Raw genomic sequence first — 19205 nt, 5'->3', positions numbered from 1 at the left:
CTTTTGGGATTTTCAAATAATCTCAAAAGGTTGTTTTGTTTATATTTAATCTCAGTGAATATTGTTAGCTTCATTTACAATTCTTGGAATGTTTGAATAATAAGATAAACATTCAAAATACTTAAGATAATAATAAGTGACCAAGAAATCACATTTACCCATCTTTTATTAATAAATGGACCCATTAATTTTTCATTACTTGTCGCTAATTGTAATGGTATTAATGTAAATGGTAATGCAATACTTAAGAATACTTGTGAAAATACTAGTAATTGTTCAATTTTAGCTTCATTGCCATTAAAAATAATTAAGCAAATAATAACTGGAATAATTGCTAGTGATCTTGTAATTAATCGACGAAGCCAATTTGGTAATCGGAATCTTAAGAAACCTTCCATTACTATTTGACCTGCTAAAGTACCAGTGATTGTTGAATTTTGCCCTGAAGCAAGGAGTGCTACCGCGAATAATGTGCTCATAACACCACCTAATGTTGCACCAAGTAATGGTTGAGTTTTTAATGCATGATATAAATCATAAAATCCACCTAATTCATCTGCATTTGAGCCAAAGAATAAAGCAGCGCCCAAAGTTAATAATAAGCAGTTAATTACAAATGCAATTGATAATTGGATGTTTGAGTCAATTGTTGCATATTTGATTGCTTGAGCTTTATCATCATTATTATTTCTATCATACTTTCTTGATTGAACGATTGAAGAATGTAAATAAAGATTATGTGGCATAATTGTTGCACCAACAATACCTAAAGCAATATATAAAATACCTTGATTAGTAACAATTTCTTTATGAGGTAAAAATCCATTTAATAAGTTAATGACATTAGGTGATGATATATAAACTTCGAATATAAAGATAGCTAATACTGTAAAGATAAGTGTACCTACAATAGCTTCAATTTTTCTAAAACCAAATTTCATCATAAATAAAAGTATAAACACATCACATACTGTAATTAGTGCACCAACAATTAATGGAATATTGAATAATAAATTAAGTGAAATGGCACTTCCGATTACTTCAGCAATATCTGTCGCGATAATAGCTAGTTCTGCAATTATCCAAAAAATAACAGCAACAGGCTTAGATAAATAGTGGCGTGTCATTTGAGCCAAATCTTTCCCTGTGGCTATCCCTAATCTAACAGTCATACTTTGTAACAACATAGCAGCTAGACTAGAAATCAAAATGACAAATAGCAGTGTATAACCGAATTGTGCGCCACCCTGCATTGAAGTAATCCAGTTGCCAGGATCCATATATCCAACAGCAACTAATAGACCTGGTCCAATAAAAGCTAATAGTTTTTGACTGGCATTACTTTTGTAGTCAAAATCTATCGTATTATTAATTTCTTCTAAGCTTTTTTGATGTTCATGATTGTCTGATTGCTTATTCATAAATTAAATCACCTCTAATGTAAAATCATAATGATATATTAACCTAATTATATTTTTAGGTCAACCTAAAAATATTTTACACTATTAAAAAATACCCGGACATCATTTCAATGTATCAGGTATTTTATAACAAATTATTATGCGTGATAGAATTTTAAGAACTGGTCAAATGTTTCTTCTACAAATTGAATAAATGATTTGTCAGACGTTAAACGATTATCGTCAGGTGAGATTGCTCTAGCAACGAAAAATTCACCTTTTTTAACATTTTTAACGCGGTCTATGGCTTCATGTAATTGATCATCTGTAAAATCTTTAATTAGTGGTTTTTCTGGTTTCATATGGTCAAGACACACACTATAATCTGAAGGGAGATGTCTTAATGTGTCGAAATGCTTATCAAATGTTTTAACACGTTCAGCTTTGTCTTTAGCTTCATGCATAACACCAAACATTACAAATAATTGGTCTCTAAATAATCCAATTTGAAAGTGGGGCAGCATTTTGTAACCACGTTTGTTTGGAGCAAATGCAACCCAGGTATCTTTAGGTGGGTTAACACTTCTTCTGGCATGTTTTGCGACGTGAGGATAGAATGTTTCCCCAGTTTGAGTACTAAAATACTCTGTGAAATAATCACCTAATTGATGAAGTTGAGGTCTAACATGTTCATTAAGTGCTTCCATACGTTCATCAAGACCATCTACGTCAAAGGCTTTAAAATTTTCAGGTGTAAATGTATATTTTGTCATAACTTGCCTCCTAGGGTAATAATTAAAGTTATTGTAGCATAACCATGACTAGAAATTCTAAATTGTAGTTTCAATTTTATACATAATTTCATGTAAAAAGGGGAATCTAACATTATAAAAAAAGGGATAGTTATCGTGTATAATAGATATTAATAGGAGATGATACCATGGCACTTTACGATTTTGCTAAAGGATTAGTTTTAGAAGCGGGTAACAAAGTCCGTTTAATGATGAAAGAGGATTTAAATATAGAAACCAAATCCAACCCTAACGACTTAGTGACTAACGTAGATAAAGCAACAGAAGATTATATATTTGAAATGATTTACCAAAATTATCCGGAACACAAAGTGATAGGTGAAGAAGGTCATGGTCACGATTTAAAAGATATCAATGGTGTGGTTTGGGTCGTTGATCCAATTGATGGCACTTTAAATTTTGTTCATCAACAAGAAAATTTTGCGATTTCTATTGGTATTTACCACGAAGGTCAACCATACGCTGGATTTGTATATGACGTAATGAGAGATATTTTGTATCATACTAAAGTTGGTGAAGGTGCTTATGAGAATAATCATCCATTGGAAAAATTAAAATCTACGCAATTAAAAACAAGTATTATTGGTATTAATCCTAATTGGTTAACTAAACCTATTATGGGGCCTATATTTACACCAATTGTTGATGATGCTCGAAGTGCTAGAGCATATGGTAGTGCAGCGCTAGAAATTGTTAGTGTAGCAAAAGGGCAATTAGACGCTTATGTAACGCCAAGACTACAACCTTGGGATTATGCTGGCGGTTTAATGATACTTAATGAAGTAGGCGGTAAAGGTACTAATTTACTTGGTGACGCTTTAACAATTAACCAACCCAATTCTATTGTTATGGCAAATCCTTCATTACACGATGAACTATTAAATAATTATTTAAATGAGTTTGAAGAAACGTTACGAAAACATCATAAAAGAAGATTTGGTCGATAATACCTACAATGATAAAAATAAGTCCATGGAAGACTCTAATGCCTCCATGGACTTTTACAATTTTATTTTGAAAATATATTGTTAAAATAAAATTAAATGATGATGAATTCGTGTTAAAAGAAGTTTTAATTCGTTTTTAAGGGGTTATATCATTTATAACCAATTATTTTCACGATATTTCTTTTTTACTGTGAAACCGACACCAAATGTTGCAACGAGTAATATAAATGTTAAAATCATCATTGGAACATTTGCAGCACCAACACTAAAACTAAAAAGCAATAAAAAGATTACAGCTAAAATTGAGAATACCCAAAATACGCCTTTAGATTTTTTTTGTTGCATCCCATACCCCACCTTTTACTTATTTTTTCTCTAATCTATGATATAATAAAAAAGTTGTAATTAAAAGTGGGAGTTTACTTAAGAAAGGAAATTTATAATATGACGAATATAAGAGAAGATGTACGTAATATAGCAATTATTGCGCACGTTGACCATGGTAAAACGACGTTAGTTGATGAATTATTGAAACAATCAGGAATCTTTAGAGAGAATGAACATGTTGACGATCGTGCTATGGACTCTAATGACTTAGAAAGAGAACGTGGTATTACGATATTAGCTAAAAATACTGCGGTAGACTATAAAGGAACAAGAATTAACATTTTAGATACGCCAGGACATGCTGACTTTGGTGGCGAAGTTGAACGTATCATGAAAATGGTTGATGGCGTAGTCTTAGTTGTAGATGCATATGAAGGTACTATGCCTCAAACACGTTTTGTACTTAAAAAAGCATTAGAACAAAATTTAAAACCAGTTGTAGTAGTAAATAAAATTGATAAACCATCAGCAAGACCAGAAGGTGTAGTTGATGAAGTGTTAGATTTATTTATTGAATTAGAAGCAAATGATGAACAACTTGATTTCCCAGTTGTATATGCTTCAGCTGTTAACGGAACTGCAAGTTTAAATTCTGAACAACAAGATGAAAACATGCAATCACTATACGAAACAATCATTGATTACGTACCAGCACCAATAGATAACAGTGATGAACCATTACAATTCCAAGTAGCATTATTAGACTATAATGATTACGTTGGTCGTATCGGTATTGGCCGAGTATTTAGAGGTAAAATGCGTGTTGGTGACAACGTATCACTTATTAAATTAGATGGCACTATTAAAAACTTCCGCGTAACTAAAATCTTTGGTTACTTTGGATTAAAACGTGAAGAAATTGAAGAAGCACAAGCTGGTGACTTAATCGCAGTATCTGGTATGGAAGACATTAACGTTGGTGAAACAGTAACACCACATGATCACCAAGATGCATTACCAGTATTACGTATTGATGAGCCAACACTTGAAATGACATTCAGAGTCAATAATTCACCATTTGCTGGTCGTGAAGGTGACTTTGTAACAGCGCGCCAAATTCAAGAACGTTTAGATCAACAACTTGAAACAGATGTATCATTAAAAGTAACACCTACAGATTCACCTGATGCATGGATTGTTGCGGGTCGTGGTGAGTTACATTTATCAATCCTAATTGAAAATATGCGTCGTGAAGGTTATGAATTACAAGTTTCTAAACCTCAAGTAATTCTTAAAGAAGTAGATGGCGTGATGTGTGAACCATTTGAAAGAGTTCAGTGTGAAGTGCCTCAAGAAAATTCTGGTGCAGTAATCGAATCTTTAGGTACACGTAAAGGTGAAATGTTAGACATGATGACAACAGATAATGGTTTAACTCGTCTAATCTTTATGGTACCTGCACGTGGTATGATTGGTTACACTACTGAATTTATGTCAATGACTCGTGGTTATGGAATTATTAACCATACATTTGAAGAATTTAGACCTCGCATTAAAGCAAAAATTGGTGGCAGAAGAAATGGTGCATTAATTTCAATGGATCAAGGAACTGCTAGTACTTATGCTATTTTAGGTCTAGAGGACCGTGGTACTAACTTTATGGAACCAGGTACTGAAGTTTATGAAGGTATGATTGTTGGTGAACATAACCGTGAAAATGACTTAACAGTTAATATCACAAAAACAAAACATCAAACTAACGTACGTTCAGCAACTAAAGACCAAACTCAAACAATGAATCGCCCACGTATTTTAACGCTTGAAGAGGCTTTACAATTTATTAATGATGATGAATTAGTAGAGGTAACTCCTGAAAGTATTCGTTTGAGAAAGAAAATTTTAAATAAATCAGTTCGTGAAAAAGAAGCTAAACGTGTTAAACAAATGATGTCTGATGAAGAATAATTTTTAATTAACATGAATAAAATATAAGCAAAAAAACCACTCGCTAGTTGATAATACAACTAGCGAGTGGTTTTATTATGTTAATTTTCTTTTGAATCGTGATACGTAAAAGGTTGAGGTTGTTTAGGTGTATCTAAGCGACTTTTACAATCATCACACATAAAAGTACGAATAGGGTTGTTTCTAAGCCGTTTTGCTTCTACAGTATTTTCATCAATATGAACTGTAGTATCACAAATGATACATTTAACAGGAACCAATTAAATCACCTCAATATATTTTACATACTTAAATTCGTAGCTGTATCCATTTTCTGTATCGTATACAAAACTATCAACTGAATTATCGTCATACATACGTTTTCCATCTTTAGCAAATTGGAAGAATAAGTATGGTAATAAATCTAATGGAACTTCAACTGAATCTTCATCATTAAATAATTTAATTGCAGTTGCGTTTGATTGTGGTTCTGCTGTTTTAAAGAATGGTGTCATGTTAATCACAAATGAACCTTCTAAAACAGAACGTTTTTTATATTTTATTTCAGAATTAAGCGTTGGCGGATTAGTTTGTCCTTCAAGAATAGCACGATTCCATTCTCTATTGTCTTCAAATCGAACTGGTTTAGTGCCGTCAAAGACACCTTTTTCTAAGTCTTCAATATTTACCTTTCGATCGTCAAATATCCAAGTTGTACTATCTAATGTGATGGGGAATTTTACCGCACCTTTAATTTGAATCATCTTGCCCACTCCCTAAATTTTTATCTCATACTATTTTATCATAAAATAGGTTATACTTATTTTAAAGATACTTGCTTTTTAACATTTAGTAAGATAAAATTTTAAGTATTGAAGATATTTAATGAAATGATAGGGGGAGTGTGTGTCATGGCTAATCAGTCGAAATTAAATAATGCGGCATATGAGCAATTGAACAAAGATGCTGATAGAATTTTACAGCTAATCAAAGTTCAAATGGATAACCTAACAGTACCTTCTTGTCCGCTTTATGAAGAAGTTTTAGATACACAAATGTTCGGTCTTCAAAAAGAAGTAGATTTTGCTGTACAACTAGGGCTAGTTGACAAAGAAGTCGGCAAAGAACTTATGTTAAGACTTGAAAAAGAACTTTCAAAACTACACGAAGCTTTTACAAATGTTTAATTTTATAGATTTGATTTAATCTAACGTTATTATTTATATTAATTCAAATTTGTATAGATATAACATAGTTTGAATTCATTTTGATATAAACGTGAAATGCAACTTACACATTGTATGAATGGTGGCTGAGATAGTATCATAATTGATATTTTCTCAGTCATTTTATCTTTTTGTAAAATCATTATGTTTATATTTGTTTTGTGATACATAAGAAGTTTATAATAAAAAAGATAAGTTTGTGGGAATGATTAATATTCGATTAATTCCCTTTAAACAAATCTTAAAAACATTGAATTGGATGAACTGATATATGAAAAACTTTAAAAATATATTGCGGTATATTGGGAAAACATCTAAATTTATCGATTATCCATTGTTAGTCACATATGTGATTCTATGTTTAATTGGTTTAGTTATGGTTTATAGTGCCAGCATGGTGGCTGCTACTAAGGGTACATTAACAGGCGGTGCTGAAGTATCCGGTACATATTTCTATACGAGACAGTTACTTTACGTCATTATGAGTTTTGTTATAGTCTTTTTTATGGCATTTATAATGAATGTAAAGATATTGAAAAAGCCTAATGTTCAAAAGTGGATGATGATAGGTATATTCGCTTTGTTATTAATAACACTTGTAATTGGTAAAAATATTAATGGTTCAAAAAGTTGGATCAATTTAGGATTTATGAATTTACAAGCGTCAGAGTTATTAAAAATTGCTATCATCTTATACTTACCGTTTATGATAGAGAAGAAAATGCCTCAAGTACGAAATAAAATTAAACTTATTGCAGCACCGATTATTTTAGTTTCAAGCTGTGTTGCGCTAGTACTTTTACAAAGAGACGTAGGGCAAACATTATTAATTTTAATTATTTTCTTTTCAATAATTTTTTACGCTGGTATAGGCGTACAAAATCTTTTGAAATACGGTATTATGGTAGTCATTGCAGGTATAGTGATATCCATTTTAGTGCTTGCTTTAGGACTATTACCAAGTTACCTTGAAGCTAGATTTAGTACCTTAACTAATCCATTTAACGCAGAAGCTGGTACAGGTTACCATATATCTAACTCACTTATGGCTATAGGTAATGGTGGATTATTTGGTCGGGGACTTGGAAATAGTATTATGAAACTTGGCTACTTACCAGAACCACATACCGATTTTATATTTGCGGTTATATGTGAGGAATTAGGACTTGTAGGTGGTTTATTTGTCATCCTACTAGAATTTTTCATTGTTTACCGTGCATTCCAACTAGCTAATAAAACGAATTCATATTTTTATAAATTAGTATGTGTAGGAATTGCTAGTTATATCGGAAGCCAAACATTTGTAAACTTAGGTGGTATATCAGCAACAATTCCATTAACAGGTGTACCATTACCGTTTATTAGTTTTGGTGGTTCGGCTATGATTAGTTTAAGTATAGCAATGGGATTACTCTTAATTACTGCAAAACAAATTAAAATGGATGAAATTAGAAGTAAACAACGAAAAATCGATATTAGACGTCGTTATCAATAACTATTTAGCTAATCTCTCTTTAGTGAAATTCTGTACAGTGAATTTTCTAAAGGTAAGGGATTAGCTTTTTTATTTGTAAATTATTTTAAACTGGAAATACTTTCAACATAATGATAATATAAAGTTATTGTTAATGATAATTTTATTTGATTATAAGTGAATCATTAAAATAAAATAATTTGTTTTGGTTTTATGACACTTAAGTTAAAGAATTATGACTAATATATATTAACTATAGAAAATAATTGCTATATAGGATAAAATTTTAATATATAAGTAGTTAGAAAATTCTAAATATTTAAAAGGGGTGTTTTTACTCTTGAAACACATCAAGAAGTTATTAGTAGCCAATCGTGGTGAAATTGCTATCAGAATTTTTAGGGCAGCAGCAGAGTTGAATATTAGTACAGTAGCAATTTATTCTAATGAGGATAAATCATCATTACATAGATATAAGGCAGATGAATCTTATTTAGTAGGTAGTGATTTAGGACCAGCAGAAAGTTATTTAAATATCGAAAGAATTATAGAAGTAGCTAAAAGAGCAAATGTTGATGTTATACATCCAGGATACGGTTTTTTAAGTGAAAATGAACAATTTGCACGTAGATGTGCTGAAGAAGGCATTAAATTTATTGGACCTCATCTAGAACACTTAGATATGTTTGGTGATAAAGTTAAAGCAAGAACAACTGCACTTAAAGCTAACTTACCTATGATACCAGGTACAGATGGACCTATTGAAAGCTTTGAAGCGGCAAAGGCCTTTGCAAGTCAGGCTGGATATCCGTTAATGATTAAGGCTACAAGTGGCGGTGGCGGTAAAGGAATGCGAATTGTTCGTGAAGCCAGTGAATTAGAAGATGCATTTCATCGCGCTAAATCAGAAGCTGAAAAATCATTTGGTAATAGCGAAATTTATATCGAACGCTACATCGATAATCCTAAACATATAGAAGTACAAGTTATCGGTGATGAATATGGTAATCTTGTTCATTTATATGAACGTGATTGTTCGGTTCAAAGACGTCATCAAAAGGTAGTGGAGGTAGCACCTTCAGTAGGGTTACTTGAATCATTACGCTTAGAAATATGTGATGCTGCAATCCAATTGATGTCACATATTAATTACGTTAATGCAGGAACGGTCGAATTTTTAGTGTCTGGGAATGAATTTTACTTTATTGAAGTTAACCCTCGTGTGCAAGTAGAACATACGATAACTGAGATGATAACTGGAATAGATATCGTTAAAACGCAAATATTAGTTGCAGATGGTGGCGAATTATTTAGCCAAGAAGTTGGTATGCCTAAGCAAGAAGATATTCAAACATTAGGATATGCAATTCAATGTCGTATTACTACTGAAGATCCTTTAAATGACTTTATGCCTGATTCGGGAACCATTATTGCATATCGATCAAGTGGAGGCTTTGGCGTACGATTAGATGCAGGTGATGGATTCCAAGGTGCTGAAATATCACCGTATTATGATTCTTTATTAGTAAAACTATCTACACATGCTATGTCATTTAAACAAGCAGAAGAAAAGATGGAACGTTCTTTAAGAGAAATGAGAATTCGTGGGGTTAAAACCAATATTCCATTTTTAATTAATGTTATGAGAAATGACCAGTTTAGAAGTGGAGATTATACTACTAAATTTATAGAAGAAACACCAGAATTATTTAACATTCAACCAACATTAGATAGAGGAACAAAGACACTTGAATATATTGGGAATGTAACAATTAATGGATTTCCTAATGTTGAAAAGCGACCTAAACCGTTATATGAAACGGCTTCTCTTCCTAAAGTATCACAAGCAAAGGTAGATACATTTTCAGGAACGAAACAGTTACTAGATCAACAAGGTCCAAACGGAGTAGCGAAATGGGTACGAGAACAAGATGATGTACTCATTACAGATACTACTTTCAGAGATGCACATCAGTCTTTATTAGCTACTCGAGTAAGAACAAAAGATATGTTAAATATTGCATCTAAAACTGCAGAAGTATTTAAAGATAGTTTTTCATTAGAAATGTGGGGCGGTGCTACATTTGATGTAGCGTATAATTTCCTGAAAGAAAATCCATGGGAACGTCTAGAACGTCTACGTAAAGCTATTCCCAATGTTTTATTCCAAATGTTATTACGTGCTTCAAATGCAGTAGGATATAAAAATTATCCAGATAATGTAATACAAAAATTTGTAAAAGAAAGTGCAGAAGCTGGTGTCGATGTTTTTAGAATTTTTGATTCTTTAAACTGGATTGATCAAATGAAAGTAGCGAATGAAGCGGTACAACAAGCTGGTAAAATTTCTGAAGGAACAATTTGTTATACTGGTGATATTTTAAACTCAGAAAGATCAAATATTTATACACTTGATTATTATGTCAAATTAGCTAAAGAATTAGAAAGAGAAGGTTTCCATATTTTAGCTATTAAAGATATGGCAGGATTATTAAAACCGAAAGCAGCATATGAACTAATCGGTCATTTACGTGCAGCGGTTAATTTACCTATACATTTGCATACTCATGATACAAGTGGCAATGGTTTACTAACATATAAACAAGCGATAGATGCTGGCGTAGATATTATTGATACTGCTGTAGCATCAATGAGTGGTTTGACAAGTCAACCAAGTGCCAATTCATTGTATTATGCGTTAAATGGATTCCCACGTAACTTGAGAACAGATATAGAAGGACTTGAAGAAATTAGTCATTACTGGGCTACAGTTCGTCCATATTATACAGATTTTGAAAGTGATATTAAGTCACCGAATACAGAAATATATCAACACGAAATGCCAGGTGGACAATATTCTAATCTAAGCCAACAAGCTAAAAGTCTTGGTCTAGGTGAACGTTTTGATGAAGTAAAAGATATGTATCGTCGTGTTAATTTCCTATTTGGAGATATCGTTAAAGTGACACCTTCTTCTAAAGTAGTAGGAGATATGGCACTATTCATGGTTCAAAATGATTTAAATGAAGATGATATCATTAATCAAGGACATAAATTAGATTTCCCAGAATCTGTAGTATCCTTCTTTAAAGGAGAAATTGGGCAACCAGTAAATGGATTTAATCCACAGTTGCAAAAAGTCATACTTAAAGGTCAAAAGCCATTGGAAAATAGACCTGGAGAATATTTAGAATCTGTTGATTTTGAAGAAGTCAGAAAAGAATTAGCAAACATTCAAAATACAGAAGTAACAGAACAAGATATCATTAGCTATGTCCTATATCCTAAAGTCTATAAACAATTTATTGCTACTAAGGAACAATTTGGGGACCTATCATTGTTAGATACACCAACATTTTTATTCGGTATGAGAAACGGTGAAACAGTTGAAATAGAAATTGATACTGGTAAACGATTGATTATTAAACTAGAAACAATTAGCGAACCCGATGAAAATGGGCAACGAACAATTTACTATGCAATGAATGGACAAGCAAGACGCATTTATATTAAAGATGAAAGTGTAAAAGCTAATGTAAATGTAAAACCAAAAGCAGACAAAACCAATCCAAATCATATTGGGGCACAAATGCCAGGTTCTGTCACAGAAGTGAAGGTAGCTGTTGGAGATAAAGTGAAAGCAAATCAAGCTTTACTCATTACAGAAGCAATGAAAATGGAAACAACGGTACAAGCACCATTTGACGGTACTATAAAACAAATCACAGTATCGAATGGAGATTCTATAGCTACAGGAGATTTATTAATTGAATTAGAAAAAGATCCATCTTAATAAATATTAAAAAAGCCGAAACATTCAATATTCAAAAATGTTTCGGCTTTATAATTAAGCTTTGTTTTTAAGACTTCTTGTCGTTCTCAACATTAATAAGATGAAATAAGCAATCATACCGAATAGGTAAGTAATAAATAAAGCATGCAACAATGCAATAAATAAATTTACATTAGTAATAACAGATAAAGCACCAGTTACTACTTGTAAAATAACTAAAATAAATGCAGCTGTATAGCCATATCTTACAGTACGATTATCACTATAGTTTTTAATTGCATGAATAAACGTAATCATAATCCACATAAAAGTAATAAAAGCCATACCACGGTGTGCAAATTGAACCCAGTCATGTACATTATGTGGAACAATATCATCAAAAGGTACTGGCCAAGCACCATATGCTAGACTTGATTTAGTATGTCTTACTAAAGCACCAGTGTATATAGTTAAATATACGATGATTGCCATTAACCATGTTAACGTACGTAATGGTTTTTGAATCATTAATTCGTCAGCTTCATACTTTTGATCAATTGAGAAAATAATTAATGTCATTAAAAATACTGATGAAAAGCTAACTAAAGAGATTCCAAAATGTAATGCTAATACATATGCATTTTGTTGCCAGATTACAGCAGCAGCACCAACTAAGGCTTGTAATAATAAGAAACCTATACTTATGATAGATAATGGTTTAATTTCTTTTATATACCCTATGTGTTTCCAAGCGGTAATGACTAGCCATATTACGACAATTAATGAAAGTCCTGAAACTGCTCTATGGCTTAATTCAATAATTGTTTGTATTGGTAAGTTTTGTGGAAGTAGTGCTCCATTACATAACGGCCACGATGAACCACAACCATCTTCCGAACCAGTTTTAGTTACTAGCGCACCACCTAATTGTACGAATGTCATAATAATTGTTGCTAAGACACTTAACCATTTAAGGTTTCCTTTTCTAAACAATGATAAACACCCCATCATTAAAATAAAATCTAACAACTATTCTCATTAAACATGGACATTTTGTAATTTATTTTAACGTATATATTTTTCTTTTACATTATATCAATGATACCATTTTTAATTACGTTACAAAATCAACTATTTGGAATGTCGTTAAAGTGTCACAATTTAATTTTTTAAAACCTAGTCTTTTATGACTATTTGCTATATCATTGTATTATATGAAAAAATTCTAGGAGGGGAATTATGAGTAAAGAACAAACATTGTCACAGGAAACGGGCCAAGTGACATTTAAAGAATTACAACAGATTATTAAAATGGGCCTTGTTCAAGGGAATTTAATCCCTGCATTTGCTGGTTCTTGGTTGGCTGTTGTAATGACAAATCACTCCTTCCTATCGTCAATACCTCAAATTTTATTAATGATTATAGGTTCTACATTAATAATGGGTGGCGCATGTGCACTTAATAATTATTATGATCAAGACATAGATCAAATTATGCCTAGTAAACAGAATAGACCCACTGTAAATGATAGAATTTCAGATAAGCACTTATTAATTTTAAGCTTTGGTATGATGTTAATAGGTGAAGGTTGTTTATTTTTATTAAATATACCATCAGGTGTTTTAGGATTATTTGGTATCATAGGATACGTATCATATTATTCAATCTGGTCAAAACGACATACGACTTGGAATACAGTTGTAGGTAGTTTCCCTGGAGCTGTACCGCCATTAATTGGTTGGGTAGCTATAGATGGATCAATAAGTGTTGCAGCAATAGCACTATTTTTAGTAGTATTTTGTTGGCAACCAATACATTTTTATGCGTTAGCAATTAAACGTAGTGATGAATATTCATTAGCTAATATTCCAATGTTACCATCTGTAAAAGGATTCAATAGAACACGAGTAAGCATGTTTATTTGGTTAGTATTACTATTACCACTTCCCTTTATGTTATCTAGTTTAGGCACAACATTTATTGTTTTAGCTACTTTATTAAATTTAGGGTGGATGGCACTAGCTTTTACATCATTTAAAAAGAATACTGATCAAAATAAATGGGCAACTAAAATGTTTATTTACTCATTAAACTATTTAGTAGTATTTTTCGTACTCGTTGTAGTCGTATCACTTATTAAAATGATATAAATACAAAATTAAGTAAGGATGAAACATATGAACGTACCTATTTTACCTACAATAAGTACTTCGTGTATTGTCATTAGTGCGATATTAGTGGCAATTGGATGGAGACTTATTTGGAAAAGACAAATTGATCAGCATAAAAAAGTAATGTTATGGGCTGCCGTTTTTGCCGCAACATTCTTTATTATTTATGCTAGTAGAACAATCTTTATTGGTAATACCGCATTCGGTGGACCAGATAGTGTTAAAATTTATTATACTATTTTCTTAATTTTCCATATTAACTTAGCAACAATTGGTGGGATTTTAGGAATAATACAAATTGTATTAGCTTTTAAAGAGAAATTTAAAATTCATAGAAAAATTGGACCTATTGCTTCAGTAATATGGTTCTTCACAGCGATTACTGGTGTAGCAGTTTATGTACTGTTATACATCTTGTATCCAGGTGGAGAAACAACATCATTAATTAAAGCTACTTTAGGTTTATAATTGAATAAATAAGATTGTGACTGATAAAACTTTCTGTATAGTTTTATCAGTTTTTTTATATTAAGAATCTAATCCAATGTAAGACACCATTTTGTAAAATTGTGCTTCCTAATTCAAGAAATAACAATAGACTTATCTTGATTATGAAATAAGTAATTATGTACAATAGTAATAATTCAGTTAAGGTGGGTGAAAGATGAAAAAATTAGTTATACGAATTTTAGGAGTTGTTTTTTTAGTATCATTTCTAATCTATTTATTTTACTCACCACGGCTAAAATTTGATGTATTAGAAAATCTAAATAAAAGCCAAAAAAGTGATAGAACGGAACAATTCAAAAATTTAAATAAAAATATAGAAAATCCAAAACCTAAAAATGGTGTAGGAACATGGATTGGTAAGGACATTGATCAACTTACCAAAAAATACGGTCAAGCTAACCGAACATATCCATATAAAGATGGCTATAAAAATTATGTATTCAAGAAAACAAATCAATATTACATTGTCAGTGTAAAAGACAATAAAATAAAATCTGTTTATGCAACTGGAAAAGATGCTCATATTAACCCTTTACATATAGATGAAAGCAATTCAAAAATATTCGAAAATACAAGCATCAATCCCGAACCTACAATCAAATCAAATAATAAAAAATATGAATTTGAATTATCAGATGAAGATTTAAAAACACAAACTTTAATTAAATATGGTAATATATATGCGCAAGTTTATTCAGACCAACAAACGAATAAAATCATGGCAATACGCTTTTTAGATAAAGATGCATTAGCTACATTGCAACCATATAAAACGAATGAATCTCATTCTACAGCGAATTTAAAAAATAAAGATATACCTTATGAACAAAATACAAATCAATTAGTGACACTTTATGAGGTAACTAATGAAATGAGAAAACTAAAGGGATTAAAACCGTTAAAGGTAAATAATGATATTGCACATATTGCTTCAATAAATTTATTTGACGCGACTAAAAGTGGTTCTGACTCAGTAGAATTTACTGAAAATGCTTTAAAACAACAATTAGATGAAAGAGATGTTAGTTATAAATCGACAAGTCAGAATGTGGGTTACGACTTTGATGATGTCCCAACATTAATCCATAGTTGGATGAACTCCGATATTCATCGCTCTAGAATGTTAAATACGAAATATGAAGAAATGGGCGGAGAAGTAATGAAAGATTATTATTCGTTAATTTTCTTAGAAAAATAAATGAAGGGTAGAATGACAAATGATAAATGAAGAAACATTGTCAATTTTAGATGACGTCGAAGCCTTATCAGATATGATAGTTAATTCAGAAATTTATGATGAATATATTAAAGCGAAAGAATTATTAAACCAAAATGATGAAGCACACTTATTATATTCGGCTTTCCTAAAGACCAAAGATCAATACGACGATGTAATGCGATTTGGTAGATATCATCCTGACTATAAGACAATTATGATGGAAACACGCCAACGTAAACGAGCATATGAAATGTTACCAGTGGTAATGGACTATAAGTCAAAAGAAGTAGCATTACAGAATTTAATTGATGAAGTTATTAGTAAAATTGCTTTAGCTGTTTCGGATAATGTAAAAATTGATACAGGCAATCCATTTTTCCAAACGACTGCACAAGGTTGTGCTTCAGGTGGATCATGTAACTGTTCTTTATAAAATGATTTAAATTTTACCAAATTTATAAAACATACAAGATATCTCTCCAATATTGATTAAACTCAATATTTGGGGAGTTTTTTAATTCATATAAACCCTTATGTTTATAGATGGAGATCATATTAATTTTAATTATCAGAAAATTATGAATAAACATTGTTTATTATTTGTCTTTATGGTAACTTATAATACAACTATAACTTTACTACAGTAAAGCATTAAAGTCAGAAGTAAAGGAGGTAGAGTATGAATAAGCAAAATCAGATAATAAAAATAAAAGAAATTGAATTAGCATTCTTAAAGTACTTTTCAAATAAAAATTACAAACTTGTAGATATAGATTTAATTGAAAAATTAGATTGGAGTCATTTGACGAAAGAGGACTTATTACAAATGAAAGAAAGGAATTTTTGGCAAAATAACAATCACATTTATAGTTTAAGACACGATTTTACTGATCAATTACTACGTTATCATTCAATATTTCCAACAGATTTTAAGAAGGTTGCTTATTCTGGACCTATTGTCAGAAATAATGAGGTCATATCACAAATAGGTATCGAGAATTATTTGCCTATATATAATCAATTCAATGATAGTTTTAATGATTTCTACCATTTTATTAAAACGTATTTAAAAGATGATATTCAGCTAATTATTTTAGGTCATTATCAATTATTGAATGAATTATTAGAAGAAAAATATAGAACTTTAGTTATTAAAAACATGATTGAAGAGAGAAATCTATCGGGATTAAAACATCAATTACCGCATAATCATCCTATCTTAAAATTACTATCAGAAAGCACACGTCATCAATTATCAAAATTAAGTCAATATTTGGACCAATCATCTCAAACATTACTTACGGTAAAAAGTTGGGAAGAGCAACTAATCAAACAAGGTTTGACCAATATTCATTTAGATATTTCGGCACAACCATCAAGATCTTATTATAAAGGTGTTTTTATCAGATGTTATTTAAATAAACATGATACTAGCATACTAACTGGTGGATTTTACTCTGGTGACCTCCAAGGATACGGTATGGCTTTGACTTTATAATCAGCATATTCAAAGAATAGGGGTGACAATATGATTAGAGTGGCTGTAGCGAAAGGGAGATTATTAGAAAGTTTTATCAACTATTTAGAGGCAGAACAACTATTTTTATTATCAAATGGACTAAAGCATAGACAACGTCAATTATTAGTTACGATAGATGGTATTGATTTTATTATAGTAAAGGGAAGTGATGTACCAATATACGTGGAACAAGGCATTGCAGATATAGGTATTGTAGGTAGTGATATCTTAAATGAAAATAAATATAATATTAATAATTTATGCGACTTACCATTTGGACACTGTCATTTTTCCTTAGCAGCTAAACCTGTTACGAATGATTATAAAAAAATTGCTACGAGTTATGTTCAAACAACTTCACGTTATTTTAAAAACAAAGGAATAGATATTGAAATTGTAAAATTAAGTGGTTCAATAGAACTCGCTTGCATTGTAGGAATGGTAGATGGAATTATTGATATTGTTCAAACAGGTACTACATTAAAAGCAAATGGTCTTGTTGAAAAAGAAAAAATCACTGATATTTCGGCAAGATTGATTACAAATAGAACACAGTATTTTAAAAAGGGTGAAGAAATAGAATCATTTATTAATATGTTAGGGGTGCAGATGATAAATGCTTAAAGCACAACAATTTTTAGAACTTTATTGTAACAATCAATCATTAGATGAGTCCTTATACCTGTTAGTTAAAAATATTTGTGATGATGTTAAAGTCAATGGTGATGCAGCGTTGAAAAAGTATAATTTAACTTTTGATCATGTAGACACAACATCTCTAGAAATTTCAAAGCAAGACATACAAAAGGCCTATGATGAATTAAATAAAGATACACTTAATGCGTTACACCAAAGCTATGAAAGGATTAAATCATATCAAGAAAAGATAAAGTATTCCTCTACTAAAAAGGGAGAATGTTATGAAGTTTACCATCCAATAGAACGCGTTGGGATATATGTTCCAGGTGGTAAAGCAAGCTATCCTTCTACTGTTCTAATGACGGCTACACTTGCACAAGTCGCGAACGTTGAAGAGATTGTTGTTGTGACACCTCCAAAAACAAATGGCGTTTCTAAAGAAGTTTTAGCTGCCTGTCACTTAACTGGCGTAAATCATGTCTATCAAGTTGGAGGTGCACAAAGTATAGCGGCGCTTACATATGGTACAGAAACTATTAAACCTGTTGATAAAATAGTTGGTCCAGGTAATCAGTATGTTGCGCTTGCAAAAAAATATGTTTATGGAGATGTAGGCATTGATCAAATTGCCGGCCCTACTGAATTAGCTATGATTATTGATGAGACTGCTCAAATTGACGCCATTACATATGATATTTTTGCTCAAGCTGAACATGATGAAATGGCTCGTACATTTGTTATTAGCGACAATGCTCAAATATTACAACAACTTCAGTTAAATATTGATAATAAATTAAAAACAATAGATCGTCATTCTATAGTGTCCAAAAGTATAGCCAATCATCATTACTTAATTGAAGTAAGTGATATGGAAGAGGCCTGTCATATTTTGAATAAAATTGCACCTGAACATGCATCCATTCAAACTAAACATCCAGAACAGTTTATTGATCAAATCAAATTTGTAGGTGCATTATTTTTAGGGCATTATGCTCCAGAAGCAATTGGTGATTATATTGCTGGACCAAGTCATGTTTTACCAACAAACCAAACTGCTAGATTTTCGAATGGTTTATCAGTTAATGACTTTATGACACGTCACAGTGTGATTAATCTATCAAAATCAACTTTTAAAAAGGTAGCATATTCTGCAGAAAGGTTAGCATGTGTAGAATCACTTAATAATCATCAACAATCAATACATATTCGACATTGACATATGGTAAAGCCATATTTAAAAGTGA

At 31.2% G+C, this 19205-nt stretch carries 18 protein-coding genes; 12 read left to right on the top strand and 6 right to left on the bottom strand.

The window, feature by feature from the left end; genetic code table 11:
- Positions 1-74 precede the first annotated feature (74 nt).
- Both N524_RS0102050 and N524_RS0102045 read right to left on the bottom strand, forming a co-directional pair.
- Positions 75-1421: an Nramp family divalent metal transporter gene (locus N524_RS0102050; protein ID WP_017637684.1), complete on the bottom strand. Its 1347-nt coding sequence runs from the start codon at positions 1419-1421 to the stop codon at positions 75-77.
- A gap of 137 nt (positions 1422-1558) precedes the next feature.
- Positions 1559-2173 (bottom strand): YktB family protein, encoded by a 615-nt coding sequence (locus tag N524_RS0102045; protein WP_017637683.1) that lies wholly within the window; start codon positions 2171-2173, stop codon positions 1559-1561.
- Positions 2174-2340: 167 nt separating this feature from the next.
- On the opposite strand from N524_RS0102045, the gene N524_RS0102040 reads away from it, so the two are divergent.
- On the top strand, positions 2341-3159 hold the full coding sequence (locus N524_RS0102040) for an inositol monophosphatase family protein (RefSeq protein ID WP_029055521.1): 819 nt from the start codon (positions 2341-2343) through the stop codon (positions 3157-3159).
- A gap of 153 nt (positions 3160-3312) precedes the next feature.
- Here N524_RS0102040 and N524_RS0102035 read toward each other — a convergent pair whose 3' ends face one another.
- Positions 3313-3504 carry a DUF5325 family protein gene (locus tag N524_RS0102035; protein WP_029055520.1) on the bottom strand — a complete coding sequence of 64 codons (192 nt, stop codon included), beginning with the start codon at positions 3502-3504 and terminating at the stop codon, positions 3313-3315.
- A 99-nt stretch (positions 3505-3603) separates the two neighbouring features.
- Between N524_RS0102035 and typA the strand changes: the two genes are divergently transcribed.
- The gene (typA, locus tag N524_RS0102030; RefSeq protein ID WP_017637680.1) at positions 3604-5451 is read left to right on the top strand and encodes a translational GTPase TypA; all 1848 of its coding nucleotides are present in this window, start codon (positions 3604-3606) and stop codon (positions 5449-5451) included.
- An 80-nt stretch (positions 5452-5531) separates the two neighbouring features.
- Here typA and N524_RS0102025 read toward each other — a convergent pair whose 3' ends face one another.
- A complete protein-coding gene (locus tag N524_RS0102025; protein WP_017637679.1) occupies positions 5532-5711 on the bottom strand; it encodes a DUF2197 domain-containing protein in 180 nt (59 codons plus the stop codon).
- Positions 5712-6194, bottom strand: coding sequence for a hypothetical protein (locus N524_RS0102020; protein WP_029055519.1), 483 nt, complete (start codon positions 6192-6194; stop codon positions 5712-5714).
- A 147-nt stretch (positions 6195-6341) separates the two neighbouring features.
- Here N524_RS0102020 and N524_RS0102015 point away from each other — a divergent pair, with 147 nt between their 5' ends.
- The 3 genes from N524_RS0102015 to N524_RS0102005 all read left to right on the top strand — a co-directional run bounded on the left by N524_RS0102015 (position 6342) and on the right by N524_RS0102005 (position 11923).
- Positions 6342-6617 carry a YlaN family protein gene (locus N524_RS0102015; RefSeq protein ID WP_017637677.1) on the top strand — a complete coding sequence of 92 codons (276 nt, stop codon included), beginning with the start codon at positions 6342-6344 and terminating at the stop codon, positions 6615-6617.
- A 310-nt stretch (positions 6618-6927) separates the two neighbouring features.
- Entirely contained in the window at positions 6928-8151 is a 1224-nt protein-coding gene (gene ftsW / locus N524_RS0102010; RefSeq protein ID WP_029055518.1) for a cell division peptidoglycan polymerase FtsW, read from the top strand.
- A gap of 319 nt (positions 8152-8470) precedes the next feature.
- A complete protein-coding gene (locus tag N524_RS0102005) occupies positions 8471-11923 on the top strand; it encodes a pyruvate carboxylase (protein ID WP_029055517.1) in 3453 nt (1150 codons plus the stop codon).
- A 54-nt stretch (positions 11924-11977) separates the two neighbouring features.
- On the opposite strand, the gene N524_RS0102000 is transcribed toward N524_RS0102005, so the two are convergent.
- The gene (locus N524_RS0102000; RefSeq protein WP_017637674.1) at positions 11978-12895 is read right to left on the bottom strand and encodes a COX15/CtaA family protein; all 918 of its coding nucleotides are present in this window, start codon (positions 12893-12895) and stop codon (positions 11978-11980) included.
- 246 nt (positions 12896-13141) lie between these two features.
- On the opposite strand from N524_RS0102000, the gene cyoE reads away from it, so the two are divergent.
- The 7 genes from cyoE (at position 13142) to hisD (ending at position 19177) form a co-directional block, all read left to right on the top strand.
- Entirely contained in the window at positions 13142-14053 is a 912-nt protein-coding gene (gene cyoE, locus N524_RS0101995; RefSeq protein WP_017637673.1) for a heme o synthase, read from the top strand.
- 27 nt (positions 14054-14080) lie between these two features.
- Positions 14081-14542, top strand: a complete 462-nt coding sequence (locus N524_RS0101990; RefSeq protein WP_029055516.1) for a DUF420 domain-containing protein — start codon at positions 14081-14083, stop codon at positions 14540-14542.
- Between the two features lie 196 nt (positions 14543-14738).
- Positions 14739-15782, top strand: coding sequence for a CAP-associated domain-containing protein (locus tag N524_RS0101985; RefSeq protein ID WP_029055515.1), 1044 nt, complete (start codon positions 14739-14741; stop codon positions 15780-15782).
- Positions 15783-15801: 19 nt separating this feature from the next.
- A complete protein-coding gene (locus N524_RS0101980) occupies positions 15802-16236 on the top strand; it encodes a YlbF family regulator (protein WP_017637670.1) in 435 nt (144 codons plus the stop codon).
- A 246-nt stretch (positions 16237-16482) separates the two neighbouring features.
- Positions 16483-17301 carry an ATP phosphoribosyltransferase regulatory subunit gene (locus N524_RS0101975; protein WP_029055514.1) on the top strand — a complete coding sequence of 273 codons (819 nt, stop codon included), beginning with the start codon at positions 16483-16485 and terminating at the stop codon, positions 17299-17301.
- Positions 17302-17331: 30 nt separating this feature from the next.
- Complete coding sequence (gene hisG, locus N524_RS0101970) at positions 17332-17946, top strand: ATP phosphoribosyltransferase (protein ID WP_029055513.1); 615 nt, start codon at positions 17332-17334, stop codon at positions 17944-17946.
- Positions 17939-19177, top strand: coding sequence for a histidinol dehydrogenase (gene hisD, locus N524_RS0101965; RefSeq protein ID WP_029055512.1), 1239 nt, complete (start codon positions 17939-17941; stop codon positions 19175-19177). Before hisG ends, hisD begins: the two co-directional genes overlap by 8 nt.
- Positions 19178-19205 lie beyond the last annotated feature (28 nt).

The sequence above is a fragment of the Staphylococcus sp. URHA0057 genome, assembly GCF_000620265.1.
In the GTDB taxonomy this organism is placed as follows: Bacteria; Bacillota; Bacilli; order Staphylococcales; family Staphylococcaceae; genus Staphylococcus; species Staphylococcus pasteuri.
The sequence above is the reverse complement of the archived record's forward strand: the minus strand, read 5'-3'. Positions and strand labels throughout refer to the sequence as shown.

What these genes read in the sequence shown, in the direction of transcription:
- N524_RS0102050 (WP_017637684.1), bottom strand. Translation starts at nt 1,421, where the DNA reads ATGAATAAGCAATCAGACAATCATGAACATCAAAAAAGCTTAGAAGAA.
- ftsW (WP_029055518.1), top strand. Translation starts at nt 6,928, where the DNA reads ATGAAAAACTTTAAAAATATATTGCGGTATATTGGGAAAACATCTAAA.
- N524_RS0102035 (WP_029055520.1), bottom strand. Translation starts at nt 3,504, where the DNA reads ATGCAACAAAAAAAATCTAAAGGCGTATTTTGGGTATTCTCAATTTTA.
- N524_RS0102020 (WP_029055519.1), bottom strand. Translation starts at nt 6,194, where the DNA reads ATGATTCAAATTAAAGGTGCGGTAAAATTCCCCATCACATTAGATAGT.
- cyoE (WP_017637673.1), top strand. Translation starts at nt 13,142, where the DNA reads ATGAGTAAAGAACAAACATTGTCACAGGAAACGGGCCAAGTGACATTT.
- N524_RS0102015 (WP_017637677.1), top strand. Translation starts at nt 6,342, where the DNA reads ATGGCTAATCAGTCGAAATTAAATAATGCGGCATATGAGCAATTGAAC.
- hisG (WP_029055513.1), top strand. Translation starts at nt 17,332, where the DNA reads ATGATTAGAGTGGCTGTAGCGAAAGGGAGATTATTAGAAAGTTTTATC.
- N524_RS0102040 (WP_029055521.1), top strand. Translation starts at nt 2,341, where the DNA reads ATGGCACTTTACGATTTTGCTAAAGGATTAGTTTTAGAAGCGGGTAAC.
- hisD (WP_029055512.1), top strand. Translation starts at nt 17,939, where the DNA reads ATGCTTAAAGCACAACAATTTTTAGAACTTTATTGTAACAATCAATCA.
- N524_RS0102045 (WP_017637683.1), bottom strand. Translation starts at nt 2,173, where the DNA reads ATGACAAAATATACATTTACACCTGAAAATTTTAAAGCCTTTGACGTA.
- N524_RS0101990 (WP_029055516.1), top strand. Translation starts at nt 14,081, where the DNA reads ATGAACGTACCTATTTTACCTACAATAAGTACTTCGTGTATTGTCATT.
- N524_RS0101980 (WP_017637670.1), top strand. Translation starts at nt 15,802, where the DNA reads ATGATAAATGAAGAAACATTGTCAATTTTAGATGACGTCGAAGCCTTA.
- N524_RS0101975 (WP_029055514.1), top strand. Translation starts at nt 16,483, where the DNA reads ATGAATAAGCAAAATCAGATAATAAAAATAAAAGAAATTGAATTAGCA.
- N524_RS0101985 (WP_029055515.1), top strand. Translation starts at nt 14,739, where the DNA reads ATGAAAAAATTAGTTATACGAATTTTAGGAGTTGTTTTTTTAGTATCA.
- typA (WP_017637680.1), top strand. Translation starts at nt 3,604, where the DNA reads ATGACGAATATAAGAGAAGATGTACGTAATATAGCAATTATTGCGCAC.